The following is a 15,138-nucleotide window of genomic DNA, read 5'->3' as shown; positions in this document are numbered from 1 at the left end:
TTGCAAGTTTAGCGAATAAATAATAAAAAGAGGTACAAATAAAGCCAGAGACCATCGAGGAAATGCCAATAAATAGCACTTACACTAAAGCCTTGATGATCGGTGGCGGTATGAACTTTTTTTATTGCAGTGCGGTACCAGGTGTACAGCAATACAATTAATCCCGAAAAGAGGTGCAGCCAATGCAGGCCGGCAATTACGTAAACCCAGCTTACTGCGGTATTTACACCTACCGCATTAAAGCCCCGATCGATCATATCCTGCGCCCCATAAATTTGGATCACAAAAAAGGCGATACCCAAAAAGAGGCTCACCAAAACTAAATTCCCAGCCATCGAAATTTGACCCTTTTTCAAGGCCATCTTGGCGAGAATCATAGTAAGGCTGCTCACTAAAATGATAATAGTAGCATAAAGGAACTGCGGAGGCAGGCCAAAAATCAACCAGCGATTATCTGCCAGCAGGGCCGATCGACTTACTACATATCCCGAGGTTAAACCCGCGAATGTCATGACAATGCTAGCCAGTCCAATCCACAGTAGTGGCTTTTGAACTTTGCGTTTATCGGCTGCCGTCAATTTCCCCATCTCTAAATAAATTTATCAATCACCAATAAGAGCTGCAACAAAGGCAGATAAACAATACTATAAAACATCAGCTTACGTGCGGCAGGGATAGACCTTTCGCGATAAAGCTTCAATGCAAAATACATAAAGAACAGTCCGAGCAGGGCCGTGATGATCACCCCAACCACAGATAAGCTTAAACCGCCGCTAAGCCCAAAGGCTGGCAATAAGCTAACCGGAATGATAAAGAAGGTATAAAGTACGATCTGCAAGGCACTTTTGGTATCGCGTTTCCCGGAAGGCAAAAGCACATAGTTGGCCTTTTTATAATCATCGTCGGCAATCCAGGCGATAGCCCAAAAATGCGAGAACTGCCATAAAAATTGAATGGCGAATAAAGTACCGGGCTCGATATCAAAATCATTGGTTGCGGCCACCCACCCTAATAAGGCAGGGATCGCTCCAGGAAATGCACCAACAAAAACCGCGATGGGTCCATGCGCTTTCAGTGGTGTATAAATTAACACATAAACAAAGAGGGCAAAGGCTCCAAATCCAACGGTAAGGGGATTGATAGTATAGAGTAGAAAGAGCCCCACAACTGCCATGATTGAGGACGAAATCATGGCTTCCGAAACTTTCAATCTTCCGGAAGGTAAAGGGCGATTTTTTGTGCGATCCATTAAAGCATCGCGATCTCGCTCAATAACCTGATTGAAACCATTTGCGGCCCCCACCACCAAATAACCTCCCAAAGCCAGAGCCATAATAGGCCAAAAACCGATTTGCTCGGCACCCAAAAAGTAACCTGCCAGCGCCGAATAAACGACACTGAGGTTAAGGCGCGCTTTGGTTAATTCCATAACCGCTTGCGCTTTTTGGCTAAAACTAATTTCCTGGACTTTGATTTCGGTAGTGCTGTTCAATGGCCTTTCTTGGGCCGCAAAAATACAGCGGATTGCCCAGCCGGACAAAATAGAATGATTCTATCTAATCAGGCTTTTTTACAATAAACCAAGGGTTCAGTAAATCCTCCTTGTTATACTGCAGTGGCTCACTATCATTCTTGGCCTGGTATATTTCAAATCCGGCTCCTTTAGCCAGTGCATGACCAGCGGCGGTATCCCATTCCATGGTAGGGGCAAAACGTGGATAAACATCTGCTGAGCCTTCGGCTACCATGCAAATTTTCAGGCTACTTCCGCGACTAATTACTTCAGAGTCAGGATGCACCCTGCGCACCTCATCAAAGAAGGCCGCCGTTTCATCGCTCATATGCGAACGACTGCCCACCATGGTATAAGGACGATCTTGAGTCTCAGGAAGCTTCACTCCTTTGGCCATCCAATCTTCAATATTGTCGGTATCTTTTATATGTGCTGCCTGATCAACACGCCAAGCGCCTAATTCAGTCCCTCCAAAGTATAAAGTCTCATCCACCGGAACGTAGATCACCCCCATGATAGGCACTCCTTTTTCCACCAAAGCGATGTTTACGGTAAACTCTCCATTTTGCTTGATGAATTCTTTGGTTCCATCCAAAGGATCCACAACCCAAAGCAATTGCCAGTCTTTACGTTCAGAATAAGACAATTCTCGTCCCTCTTCACTAAGAACCGGGATACCTGTCTCCTTCAGCATTTGCATAATGCGCTGATGGGCTTTTTTATCGGCAATGGTTAGGGGCGACTTATCGTCCTTATATTCTACCTCGAAGGTATTTTCGTAAACTTCCAATATTTCTTTTCCAGCTTCGATGGATGCTAAAACAGCATCATAAGCCAAAACTTTTATCTCGATACGGTCCATTTTGATTTTGTTTGAGAAGTAAAAAAAAAGCCGCCCCGAAGTGCTCCGAGGCGGCTATAAAGTTACAAAGTATTCCTTATTGAAGCTTTGCGTTGATAGGCAAAGTAAAGTTCATACGTACAGGTTTTCCACGCTGTTTCGCGGGAGTTAACTTGGGTAATTTCTTAACTACCCGAACTGCTTCATCATCTAGTAGTTTATCTACTCCACGTACCACTTGTACATTGGAAATACTTCCGTCCTTCTCAATTACAAAGTCTACATAGATACGACCTCCGATCCCCATTTGACGGGCCATTTCGGGAAATTCAAATTCGCGAGTTACAAATTGCATTACCTTTTGCTGGAAACACAATTTACGCTCATTATTATCCTTGGCATCCTCACATCCGGGATAGATCGGAACTGATTCTACTACGGCGAAGTTCAAGATCTCGTCTGATTCTTCTTCTTCAAATTCAATCACCTCAACCTCTTCCATCATATCGGTTTCAGTAGTCTGAATTTCTAACTCTTCTTCGAGTTCCACATCATCTTCCACAACTTCGATTACCTCAGGTGGGGGTGGGGGTGGTGGGGGTGGTGGCGCTACTTCACGGTTGGTGATGGGAATAATCTCATCATCAATTTCTACATCTAACTCACCTAAATCGGCTACCGATGTGTCATAGGTCTTCCACTCAATAAGAACAATGCACAAGAGCAGGGACAATACCAGTCCGAACTGCACAAAGAGACCTCGATAGTTCTCTAAGTCGGCTTTTTCAGTTTTTTTCACTTGCATAAACGATGGATTAGCAGTGCGCTAAGTTAATGAAAATATAGGCCAGCCTACAATTAATAAATGATCAATTAATCTAATCGAAATCGAACTGGAACTACCACCTTAACAGGAACCGGACGTCCCATTTGTTTAGCTGGCACCAGCTCTGGTAATTCGGAAATAGCTCGAACTGCCTCTTCTCTAAAATCAGGATTTTCGCCTCGAATGGCTTCCACATCTTTCACCATGCCAAACTCATCAATCACAAATTGAACATAAACAGTTTCCGTAGTGGCAAAGAATGCATTGGAACGGGGGAATTCAACCTCATCTGCCAGGTAGAACTTCACAAAGTTACTGAAGCATTCCATCTGCTCTTTCTTGCCCTGTAAAGCTTCACAGTCCTTAGGGCGAGCCATGTTCTCCACAAAAACAGCTGGAACCGGCTCAGGAACCTCAGGTAGCCCCATAAATTCCACAGCCATAGTATCATTTAAATCACCCAAATTCAAAGTAGGGCGAGTGGGCTCTTTGAAGTCATTATCCACCTTCTTAAACTTATCCGAATCCAGTTTGATCGGCTCGGGTTCTGGCTCCTTCTTCGGTTCAGGAATCTCCGGTTTTTCTGGGATGGTGATTGGCGGTAAATTGGGAATCACGAATTTGGATTCCTCAATGGGTACCTTAGGTTCGGGTACCCGATACTCAGTGGTCCATTGGATAATTTCGGTGGCTGCCATCAGGCTTAAAGCCAAGCCCACCATAAAAAAGATAGTGCGGAAATTTTCGAGATTCTTCTTCCAGTTTTTCTTGTCGTGCATAGTGTTTTGCTTAGGATTTTGTTTTTAGATCCGAAGATCGATCAGGCCCTGCGGCCTTGAAACAAAAGCCACAGCAACACCGCGATACCTGCCCCAAGACTGTTGGCCCAAAAGTCCATCCAGTCTCCATTACGGCCAGGAACAAAGTCATTTTGCAAAATCTCTATTAGCGCCCCAAAGGATACGCACACAAGCCAGATGCCGGCTAATCGTTGCTTGCTGAGACTCCGCTTAAATTGATAACGGGTCGCAGCCATGATTATTAGACCAGCGGTTAAAAAAAAGATGGCCGCATGTAAAAGCTTGTCATTAAGACTGGCCAATGCAGCCGGCACCTCCTTTCCCGGAATAAGGGTGAGGTAGGAAATTAAAAAACCCCAGAGCAATGCTGGGGTATAGGATACTATCTTATTGGGCTTCCGCACGGATTAGCCCACTAATTCGCTGTAAGCTTCAGCATCAAGTAAATCATCCAATTCGGAAGAATCACTCAATTGAATTTTAATCATCCAACCCTTGCCATAAGGATCTTCATTTACCAGTTCAGGGCTGCTTTCAATTTCTTCATTGAACTCGATCACCTCACCGGAAACGGGCATAAACAGATCGGATACTGTTTTTACCGCTTCTACGGATCCGAAGGTTTCTTCGCGATCCAGGCTTTCACCTTCGGTTTCAACTTCAACAAACACAATATCGCCCAATTCACCCTGGGCAAAATCTGTAATACCAACGGTAGCTATTTCGCCATCAACACGAACCCATTCGTGGTCCTTGGTATATTTCAAATCATTTGGAATATTCATGCCTCGCTTTTTTGATGCGGCAAATTAAACAGTTTTTTGGCGATTATTGGCCCAAATTCAACCTTACACTAATTCCAAATTGATTCGTAGTGAGCGGGAAGGCATTAGAAGTCTTAAATCTCGACATATTGAGGTCGTAGAAGATTTTGGTTTGCACCCGCTGGCTCAGGCGATAATCCGCTGATACCTTTACGGTAGTTACCCTTTGGCCTGAAGTAGGTTGATCAACATCCTCCAAAATTCGCCGAATTAAAATCACATTATCGCGAATCCCTACGTCTGCTCTTAACTCGAGGTTTGAAACCGGATTGGTACGACGTGAACCTACCCGAATAAATTTCAACTTTACATCTTTAATAATGTAACCTGCACCAATTACCCATTCGCTACCACGATTTTCTGTAATCTGGTTATTGGTCAAACTGAGCATCATGGTCCGATCACTCTTATATTCTACCCTAACCGTCATATTATTTTTGAACTTAGTGTTCACCCCAATTAATGGCGCAAACTGCTCGCTCAAGCTTACCGAGTTAATTTGATTCTGTGGCAAGAGGTCTCCATTAATATCCAAGGGTAATTCAGTGGGATAATCCTGAAGTTGTTTCTGACGCAAAAGGTTAGTGGTTACCGTAGAAACGGTGTAAGTAGATCGGTAAGCATGACTCAATGTAAAGCTGGCAAAATACTTCTTAAAGAGCTTCATCTTGCTTAAACCATCATAGGTGATCTGCCAGTTAGGTAGGGGACTGCTTCGGCGGAAGCCCAACTCCACAGATTTTGCATCTAAACCCGAATAAGCAGCGATAAAAGCGGGGATTAAAACTTCCTGTGAGCTCACACTGTAATAGCGATAGCCATAATTAGATGAATCTGCATTCCCAACCAATTCAGCTGAATAGCCTGGAATGGAATCAGCCGCCTCTAATTGTCGGGCTAATCGCTGCGAAATGATTAAACGATTCTCTCGGAACTGATCATAAGTGGCCGAATTGTATTCTGGTGCACTTAGAGGCTCAAAAGCGGTGTTAAGCATAAACCAGGAACTGGAGAAAGTTTGAGTTTGGAACTCGTTTTGACTGCGGAAAGCGTAGTTCGTAAAGTCACCAGTTACCGGATCAAATACACTATCGGCTCTAAAGAAAGCACTCAGATTACTACTTCCCTGCTGTTGCGCAGTAATTACAATACGTAATGAGTTAAGAGGCTCTGCGGTTAAACGCATATTCAGATTGCGATTGCTGGTACGTGCATATTGGCTGTTCAAATTGGGGTTTGCTACCAGCCAATTATTTTCTACCGCCGCCGGACGAATATCTCTTTGATCGCCAACTGTAAACCAGAACCCGGGTGCTGCCCCTGCCTCTGACATACCCAAGAGGGTTGGACTGGAAGCGAAGCCTGGAAGCACCTGACCATTAGATTGGCTGTAGTTCACCGAACCAGACTTTACCATCATCAGGAACTTGGCACTCTCCATCAGTATTTTATCAAATACGGTAGGCTCATCCTCATTATCATCTTTCTTATTATTCTCTTGTTGACTGCGCTGACCCGGTGTTGGTATGCCTCGTGGACGACGTCTTTCACTACGATTATTACCTGCTCCTCCCGCTAATGCCTTTTTAAGATAGGGCACCTTATTGTAAAGGGCATTAAAGTTTAAGGAGCTATTCAATTGAATTTGGCGGTTGTTCTGAATAGTATTACCAAAGTTCAGATTAAACTGACTGTTGCCGGAAGTACGTGCCGATCCTCTGGTTGTTGCGAGTGATGGCGCTTGCCAATCGTAATCCCCGTTATAAGTCGCAGTTAGGGTTACAAAGTCCATCAATGGGAGTTTGTTGATGGGAACCTGCCAGTTTAGAGTTACCTGTTGGTGATAGCTTAAGGGACGGCCAAAATCACGCAGATTTTGCATAATGGTATCGCGGTTTTCTGGCGAATTCGGCGCTCCTCGTACTTCGTCAATCCTGAACCCTGCCCGAGCGCTGTAGTCGAATCGTAAAGACTCCGTAATATCAAATAGAAGATTGTACTGACGATTCAGGTTGAAGTTCTTATTATAAGTCGGTTCAATATCCCCGATTAACTCTGCCGGTATATCATTCAGAATCGCATCCGTATTCCGCATTTGCATTGCGGTATAGTTTCGGTCGAAACTGGCTATAGCTGTAAAACTCTTGGGATATGGATAAAAATTAAAATCGCGGATCAAAGCCAAATAATCGCTTTGCAACCAACTTACCTTATTGAAGGGTTTTACTGCCTTGGGTCGGGCTCGATAGGTATAATTAATATTACCGGCATGCTGACGATTAATATCAAAGCGCGTATTGATATTGCGTCGGAAGACTTCAGAGAAGGAATAGCTCACCGAGAAGTTTTCGATATCGTAAATCTGAGGTTTACGCTGCCCCTTATTTGGATTGCGTTCCTTGCGAACATTGGTAAAGTTTATCGAACGACGACGGGTATAATCCTGGGTAGCCATCCGTAAAGAATCCTGATCCTGGGGATCTTCAATATTCTCCAAAGCATCATCAAATTCAATATCCAGATCCAAAGGATTAAAGCGCGGGTTAATCCAGGTTTCGCTGGTACCATAGAACATTGGAATACGGATCCCATAATCCTTATTAAAGAATTTCCCCAACTCAACATTGGTTTGCAGATCATAAGAATAACGCTGCTCCTGCTGGAATTCACTTACCGACTGATCCAAAGACCCCCAACCAATGGAACTGGTACTACCTGTTACGGAGACATTGGCAAAATCCGCCAATTTAGCCGCCACCCGGGCATTGGCTGCCCAACCACCATCCTGGTCGAAATCAGTTAATCGCAATTCATTCACCCAAACTTCAGCACTTAGAGGTATTCCTAAGTCATTAACATCTGAAGCAAAACGTCGCTTAGGATTTCGCACTCCGATTAAAATAGTGCGCACATTCCCGAGGTTAGGTGCTCCAACCACTGTTACTCTTCCTCCGGCTCGATCTACTGAATAAGGTTCATTAATTGGGTCACCGGTATTTCGATATGCCCGATTCCGCTCCAACTTCACATCCTTAAGGACCTGCAAGGCGAAATCCATTTGGTTCTCAGATGGCCAGATCAGGTTTACATCAGTATTACTAACTCCCCAAGGTGTAACCGTCATCGGGATTTCATATTCGTAATAGTTCTGATCGTAATCACTACCCAAGCGAATAAATACTCGGAGGTCGCCATCGCGAAGCGCATTTTCATTTCCAATGGCTTCAGCATGTGTAAACAGCTTAAGACGTTTGTACAAACGCATATCGAAATCGATATTCCGGAATACCGCCCGGGCATCACCATCTTCAAGGTTAATGATGCGTAAAGACAAGGCTTGTTCGTTCTGCTGGTTAGCTGATGTTGTACCGAATAATACCTGACGATCAATTCCGGGAGGTAGTACATAAGGTACAGGTAAGCGCGATCCGTTTTGTTCGATGTTTACCGCATTAACTTCAAAAACTGTATTGTTTTGGTCATCATTGGTGAGGCGATCGCGAGTACCATCCAGTGCAAACTGATAACGTCTCCACTCCCCTCGAACCAACTCCATACGGGCAAAACGCAATACCACATCCGAACCAAAGTTCTTCATGAAGGCCCGGATAAAACGAATAGAACGGAAATCGTTTATAGGACCAATGGTTTTTTCTGGATCGTAAATCGGAATCTTAAACTGAATCCAGTGGGTTGTATATCGCTGACCATTGGGCTGCTCTGGCGACAACACCGTATCCATATCGGTAATATAGTTCTGCCCTACTTCCCTTAAATCTCGAGGACGAATACTTACCTTATACTGATAATAAGTTTCGGCTTTACTTAAAGTTTGGTCGCGGTTAATATCTTCAATATCGGGCAAATTGGTCGCAAAGGCCGACACCCCTCCAACCGGGGTTGGATTAGAGTTTCCTTCAGGATTGTTAAATGCCTTATAACGCTCCAAAATATTGGCTTCGGCATCATCCAAGGTAGAACCACGATAATACTGGAAGTTATCCGAGGCCGGATCCGAATTTGCTTGAGCATAAGCCGGAGAGGCATCACCAAATGCGGCAAGTACCCTTTGAACATAATTGGCGTAATCGGTATCATTAGCCCAAACCCTCTCTTGCTCATCATTCAATAGGTCATAACCCACATCCTGAATATCACGAGCAGTAGGATCTGCATCAAATGCTACTACGGGCGGACGAACATTAGTGGCATAACCCCAACGAGTAGAATCCAGTTTACTTAAATCGCCATTTACGGGAATACTGTTTTCAATAGCCTGAACTCCATCTCGTAAAATATCTTCGGAAATACTACCCAGGTTGAAATACAAATCACCACCACTGGGCGGATTTTCGGAACCCACGAAAGGGTTCATCATCCAAAACTGGATGAATTCTATGTTTTGTTCTTCAAAATTGGTTACGCTTACATCGCGCATAATTCCTGCCCAACGACTTTCAGGATCCCGTAGGCTACCATCTGCATTTAAACCAGCAGAATAAGCCGTAGGTTCTACATCATAATTATAAGGTCCGCGTTCGCGAGGATAATAGGCTAAATCGAGGGTAGCAATATTTCGAGGTTGACTGTTATCAAGCTCCAGATTCGGAAACACCTCATCTACCAAGACCTCACGCACATCATTGGTAGATTGGAGATCTTTATTATTTCGAATATTATCCGGAGTTCGTGCCTCATCATTATGGAAAAGTGGATCGATAGTATACCAGGCCAAACGAGCACGGTTAAAACCGTAGGCAATACTATTTACCGTAGCCTCAGGGAAAACATCGGGTTGGCCAGCCGGAGTTGAAGCCAATTTCCAGGCCGTAGGGTTTTGAATGGGAATGGTTGTTTGACTGGATTCAAAATCATCCAAAAATGTAGTCTGCTCCCCATTGATTTTAATACCACGTGGGCTGCCAGGAATCATTTGAGCCACCTCGGCACTTACCAATAAATTAGAACTTTCCTTAGTATCTATAAAGGGAATTGCATCCACCATGCGGGTGAGATAGGGTGCATCTTTCGAATAGTTTCCGTTTAATCCGATAATGGTATTGGAGATAGGCTCATCCCCGATATTCACCTTTTGGGTTAAGGGCCGTTCATTCAAGTGAACTACCGTACCGCCTAAATTGAAATTCTCATTAAATCGATACTCAGCATTTAAACCCATGAAGGTTTTAGTCTGAAAATTAAAGAGGGCATTATTTTCAAAGTCCACTTTAATAGGCACCCCTGAGTTTAGAATTCCCTCATTTAAAATGGTAACTCGCCCGAGATTATAATCAACGCGGTAATCCTGACCCTCAACCAAGCGAGTACCGCCAGCCGTTACCGACACAGAACCCGGTGGAATATTAAAGGCGTTTAATTGGATTTCGCTACTGGAAGAAGACTTAAACTGACCCCGAATCAAATACTTATTTAAGCGGGTTTCATTCTGCGCCACAAAGCGGGTTGAGTCGTAAAGTTCCTGGAATACATATTTATCTTTTTCCTCATCATTAGCCAGCTTTCTTTCCAGGTTTGAACCGAAGGGTTCCAGTACCGGGAAGAAAATTCTACCATTCTGAGGGTAGATGGTAACATTAGGAATAAAGTCGAAGAAACCATCGGCCTGATCATCATTATTCTGGTTCAGGCGATCCAGCTCCATTACTCGCAAAAGAAGTTCTGATCGTAGCGTACTTTCCGGTAAGAAAGGCACTGGGGTTCCGGTTTCATCATTCTGATACAAAACCTGTAAGCGAAAATCTTCGGATCCCACCTGAAAAGCGCTTAGGGAATAAACGTTTTTCATCATCAGATCCCAGTTGGGTGCCCGAACATCAAGGATAAAGCTCTTCAGCATTTTCACCACCAGGTTATTGGGCGGTGTAACCCCGTCGGTACTGAATTCACCTACTTGATAGGTTCTTCCACCTGCTGTATACTGGAAGGCAACGGCTAAAACCTCATCCTGATTTAATGCCGTGTTCAGGGTGATATAACCCAATTGAGGGTGAAAGTAAAATTCATTAGGATTCAGCTTACGAGCATTGGCCAATTCCACAAATTCGGTTGCTTCATTAAAGCCCGCACCTGTTAAAGCTGCATTTACTTCAGAAATATCGCGTACTCCAGGGTAATCCTGACTTAAAGTAGTAGGATCTAAGCGGTTACTTAAGTTATCTGGAAACTGAGAACTATTCTGACCAGGGAAAATCACCGGGCCTGGTCGATTTTGATCGCGATAAGCTCGTGATTCGCGCTCACCCAAATCCAGCATAGCCACAATATTTCGGGTATCCTGAGTATTCTGACGATTATTCGTAACCCAAACCTCTACTTTGGTAATTTGTACAGGAGAGGTAATTAATGGCGAGTTCTGTAGGAAGCTCTCATAGTTATCGCGGAAGTAATGCGCCAGGAAATAGTGACGATTTGCTTCGTATTGGTCGCCCCAAATTTCAAATTCGGTAGTGGTAGCTCCCCCTTGAATATTAATAGATGAAGTTTGACTTCTTTGCTCCGAGAATACACCGGTTAACATCAACTTCCCAAATTGGAACTGACCTTTAACCCCGAATAAACTCTGAGCCCCGGTAATCAAAGAAGAGTTCAAAGGCAAGTTAACGTTACCCAATTCGATCTTCTTTATAATATCATCTTCCAAGCCGGTAAACTCAACTTTCACCTGATTCTCAAAAGCGAAGGTGGCTTCAGTATCGTAGTTTACATTAAGCTTCAGCTTTTCCCCGATACTTCCATTCACATTCATTTGAATGCGCTGATCGAAATTGAAGGTGAAAACATTTCGATTTCGCTCAGGGATTATCGGATTATCAATTTTCTGGAAACGTCCCCCAAAAGTAAGTTCTGCAAAACCCTGCGGTCTGATATCAATAGTATTGGAACCAAAAATCCGGGCAAAGTTCTCGCTATCAATGGTGATTTGTGGAATAATTGAACTAGCCGGATCACGGCCTTCGGCTTCCTGCGCTTCTTGACTTTTACTTCGGGAATTCCAATAGTCCATAGCCTGCTGCTTAGCCACATAAGCTCGATATTCGCTAGGTGTCATCACCACAGGAGGAGCAGAGCTGAATCGGCCGTAACGACGATAAACAAAGTAGTTCCCAGACTCTTTATCGTATTCTACCTCTTCGTTAAAGTTCCCAGGCTGATTTCCATACACCCCGCCGGATTCATTCCCTCCAAATGGATAAGGCAAAACACTATCAGGATCATTGGTATCGGCAAGGGCTAATCTCCTACTCCATTCTTCGTCCCAACCAGATTCCATGATAAGGATATCTTCGGCAACGTTTCTTCTATAAGTGAAGGAATAGATAATAAAGAGGACCGCAAGGCCCAACAGGCTAAGATATTTTTTAGGAAAACTCAAAGTTTTTTCAGGGCAGCTTTAATGAGTTCTTCAATACTTGAAATTGCAGGATCTTGCAGGAGTTTACTCAATACACGTTCCGATTGACGTGCAGGATAACCCAAGACTTCCAGGGCCGCAATCGCCTCCGCTTTTAAGCCTGGATTATGGCCAGCCACATCTACTTCCTCGGCCAATGATGCCAATTTATCTTTCAGGTCGATAATCACTCGTTGCGCTGTTTTAGCACCAATTCCTTTAACGGATTGCAGCAGAGCCACATCTTCTCTTCCAATCCCAGCAATTACCTCTAATGGACTTAAGCTGCTTAAAATAGTACGAGCCGTATTTCCCCCTACGCCACTTACTGATATCAAATGCACAAATACATCACGCTCCTGCTTGGAAGAAAAGCCATAGAGCGTTTGAGAATCTTCTTTATAAATAGGATGTAGAAAAAGCATGAGTTCCTGCTGATGGGCAATGGCTGAATAGGTATTCAAAGATATGTTTACCTGGTAGCCAAGACCCTGGCAGTCAATGATTGCCTCAGTTGGTTTTACCTCAATTAATTTCCCGCGGATGTGATGCAACATTGGAGTTGTACAACTATGGTTCTAGGTCGGTTTTCCTGAAAAACGCCAAAAATACGCTTTTCATACACCCGTCCAATAAAAAAGCTATCCTTCCACTTTGGGCAGAAGGATGGCGGTAGAACGGCTTAAATCTGAATATAGTATCAAAGGGGAATCTTTTCCTCCATTTATTTCACCTATCCACATGCAAGGTAAATCAGCCTCCAGCTTTCAAACGAAAAAAGGAGGACTATTAAGCCCTCCCCTCCTTAGATTGATCGAATCTTGTCTGATCCTTATTTCACCATCAACTTTTCAGTAAATACGGTGCCATCCACATTTAGTTCTATAAAATAAGTCCCAGCAGGCAGAGCCTCCACAGAAACATTAAGCTTCGTTTCACCACTATGCAAGGGACCATCACTTAGGATCATAAGTTCACGACCGGCTATATCCAAAACCTTAATCTTCACCTGAGCATCGGCACTCAAATTCAAATCAATATTCAAATGATCTTGCGCTGGATTTGGATATACTTGATAGGCTTCCAAAAGCTTGTTTTCTTCTAAACCCACATAGGTACTATTGAAGAATTGGATATTATCTACAAAGAGATTATTACCATAATTGGAAGTTCCGATAAACTGAACCATTAGCTCGGCGCTGCCATCGTAAGAAGAAATATCCACCGTATCCGTTGCCCAATCATTGCTGCTCGGAATATAATAGTTAGTCGTTGCAGTGCGAGTTCTTAATGCCGATCCGGCTTTATTGTAAACCGAATTCCAGGTAGCACCGCAATCTGTAGACAGCTTAATTTCCAAACGATCATTCTCATTAGTATACTGCGCATAAGCATGATCGAAAATGATGCTGTTATTGGTCGTAGAACTAAGGTCCAATTTCTCCCACATCAGAGCCATATTCCCACCATTGGCTGTGCTGTAAAAATCAAACATCAAGCTATTGCTTGAATTCCCATAAGCACCAAGGTTTGTAGTAACTGAAGGATCAATAGTTTGGTTTACAACATAAAAATTATAACCATCCTTATTTAAGGTATGAGCATTGCTAAAGTCTTCATCTCCCAAAGCATAGGATTCAAAGCCCTCATGCCAGAATGTTCCAAAAGGAGTAGGAGACACAACAATCACCGGATCACTAAGGGAGACATTATTTGCCGCGCTTAAATCATACAAATTGCTATTATTCGCCGTAGAAACCTCATAGCTGATTACGTTAACCCCTGAACTCAAGGTAATGGCAGGGAAGCTAATTGTTGTTGAAGCGCCTCCAGCCAAAGAAGTACTAACATTTTGGCTTACTGCAGATCCACCATTAATAGAATAGGAAACATCAAAATTACTGGCCGCTTGATTCCCGTTATTTACTACCGTCATTTCCGGTGTGAAATTAGGGTCACAATAATCTGTACTGCTCACCGTAGAGGCACTAGCCCCCAAATCAGCGACCACCGCGCCTGCTGGAGCAGTGTAAGTCATGGGACCTTTGGCTCCGGTAATGATATCCGTTTGTCCTTCTGCCACAAAGGCTACCACTTCCAAGTCGCCAATTGAAACCGGTACTCCATTTATGGAGGCAGGAATTGAATAGGTGTATTGACGAGTAACCGTTGTCCCGGAAGTAGTGGTGGTAACTACCTCACCCCATTGTCCGGTTAATAGTTCTCGCAACATGTGTTGATGATTGTAGCTTCCATCAGGGTTCACCTGACCAGGATTACTAGAGGCTCCGGTTTGCGGTCCGCTAATATTGTCTTGCAGTAGTGCCACATTCAGATTTACATCCGATGGTGCATTCGCAGTAAAGTACATTTCCACATCTACGGTAAGCACATTGGTAGAAATATCAATATCTCCTTCCAAAGCAACATTTACATAAGACGCTTCTCCTAATACTATATTACCAGCAGTGGCCCAATCTCCTCTACTCATAGCCATACCCGTATTTTGACTTAAACCTGTAAATACCCTGCGGTTCACATCACCAGCTGGATAGCCTACCACATCAGAGATCAAATCGATAGAATCTCCATAGGTGGTAGTGAAATCGGGTTCATTGGCACTTGGATTGGCGAAGGGCCCGGCATGTACATTAATTAATACCACATCCCCGGGATTTGCATTGGCAAAATTGCTGGCTAGTAAATGACCATCCGGACAATACACACAGTGGATCCCGGTAAACTCTTCTAAGACCACATTCTTATTTTCCGGACTGGTACTTACTGGTAATTGAGCATAGGCTTCATGTCCTGAAAGCAGGGCTCCCAAAATTCCTAAGGCTAGTAACTTTCTCTTCATTATATTAAAATTTGAATCGAACGAATCTAAGCTTAGTATTTCGCATTGACCTTGGATAAAGTC

Annotated in this window: 10 protein-coding genes; all 10 read right to left on the bottom strand. The window is 43.7% G+C overall.

Going from position 1 to position 15,138, the window contains the following annotated elements:
* Positions 1 to 8: 8 nt before the first annotated feature.
* Entirely contained in the window at positions 9 to 587 is a 579-nt protein-coding gene (locus tag ACO05P_RS15080) for a cytochrome c oxidase subunit 3 (protein ID WP_421752087.1), read from the bottom strand.
* 2 nt (positions 588 to 589) lie between these two features.
* Entirely contained in the window at positions 590 to 1,429 is an 840-nt protein-coding gene (gene cyoE, locus ACO05P_RS15075) for a heme o synthase (RefSeq protein ID WP_421754920.1), read from the bottom strand.
* Between the two features lie 127 nt (positions 1,430 to 1,556).
* Positions 1,557 to 2,375, bottom strand: a complete 819-nt coding sequence (cysQ, locus tag ACO05P_RS15070) for a 3'(2'),5'-bisphosphate nucleotidase CysQ (RefSeq protein WP_421752085.1) — start codon at positions 2,373 to 2,375, stop codon at positions 1,557 to 1,559.
* Between the two features lie 76 nt (positions 2,376 to 2,451).
* Entirely contained in the window at positions 2,452 to 3,159 is a 708-nt protein-coding gene (locus ACO05P_RS15065) for an energy transducer TonB (RefSeq protein ID WP_421752083.1), read from the bottom strand.
* A gap of 68 nt (positions 3,160 to 3,227) precedes the next feature.
* Positions 3,228 to 3,959, bottom strand: a complete 732-nt coding sequence (locus ACO05P_RS15060; RefSeq protein WP_421752082.1) for an energy transducer TonB — start codon at positions 3,957 to 3,959, stop codon at positions 3,228 to 3,230.
* 41 nt (positions 3,960 to 4,000) lie between these two features.
* Entirely contained in the window at positions 4,001 to 4,384 is a 384-nt protein-coding gene (locus tag ACO05P_RS15055; protein WP_421752081.1) for a VanZ family protein, read from the bottom strand.
* A gap of 3 nt (positions 4,385 to 4,387) precedes the next feature.
* Positions 4,388 to 4,765 carry a glycine cleavage system protein GcvH gene (gene gcvH / locus ACO05P_RS15050; protein ID WP_421752080.1) on the bottom strand — a complete coding sequence of 126 codons (378 nt, stop codon included), beginning with the start codon at positions 4,763 to 4,765 and terminating at the stop codon, positions 4,388 to 4,390.
* A gap of 43 nt (positions 4,766 to 4,808) precedes the next feature.
* Complete coding sequence (gene sprA, locus ACO05P_RS15045; RefSeq protein ID WP_421752079.1) at positions 4,809 to 12,095, bottom strand: cell surface protein SprA; 7,287 nt, start codon at positions 12,093 to 12,095, stop codon at positions 4,809 to 4,811.
* 98 nt (positions 12,096 to 12,193) lie between these two features.
* Complete coding sequence (ruvA, locus tag ACO05P_RS15040) at positions 12,194 to 12,772, bottom strand: Holliday junction branch migration protein RuvA (RefSeq protein ID WP_421752078.1); 579 nt, start codon at positions 12,770 to 12,772, stop codon at positions 12,194 to 12,196.
* Between the two features lie 275 nt (positions 12,773 to 13,047).
* Positions 13,048 to 15,075, bottom strand: a complete 2,028-nt coding sequence (locus tag ACO05P_RS15035) for an Omp28-related outer membrane protein (RefSeq protein ID WP_421752077.1) — start codon at positions 15,073 to 15,075, stop codon at positions 13,048 to 13,050.
* Positions 15,076 to 15,138: the final 63 nt, after the last annotated feature.

The sequence above is a fragment of the Croceimicrobium sp. genome (genome assembly GCF_965228705.1).
Classification (GTDB): Bacteria; Bacteroidota; Bacteroidia; order Flavobacteriales; family Schleiferiaceae; genus Croceimicrobium.
The sequence above is the reverse complement of the archived record's forward strand: the minus strand, read 5'-3'. Positions and strand labels throughout refer to the sequence as shown.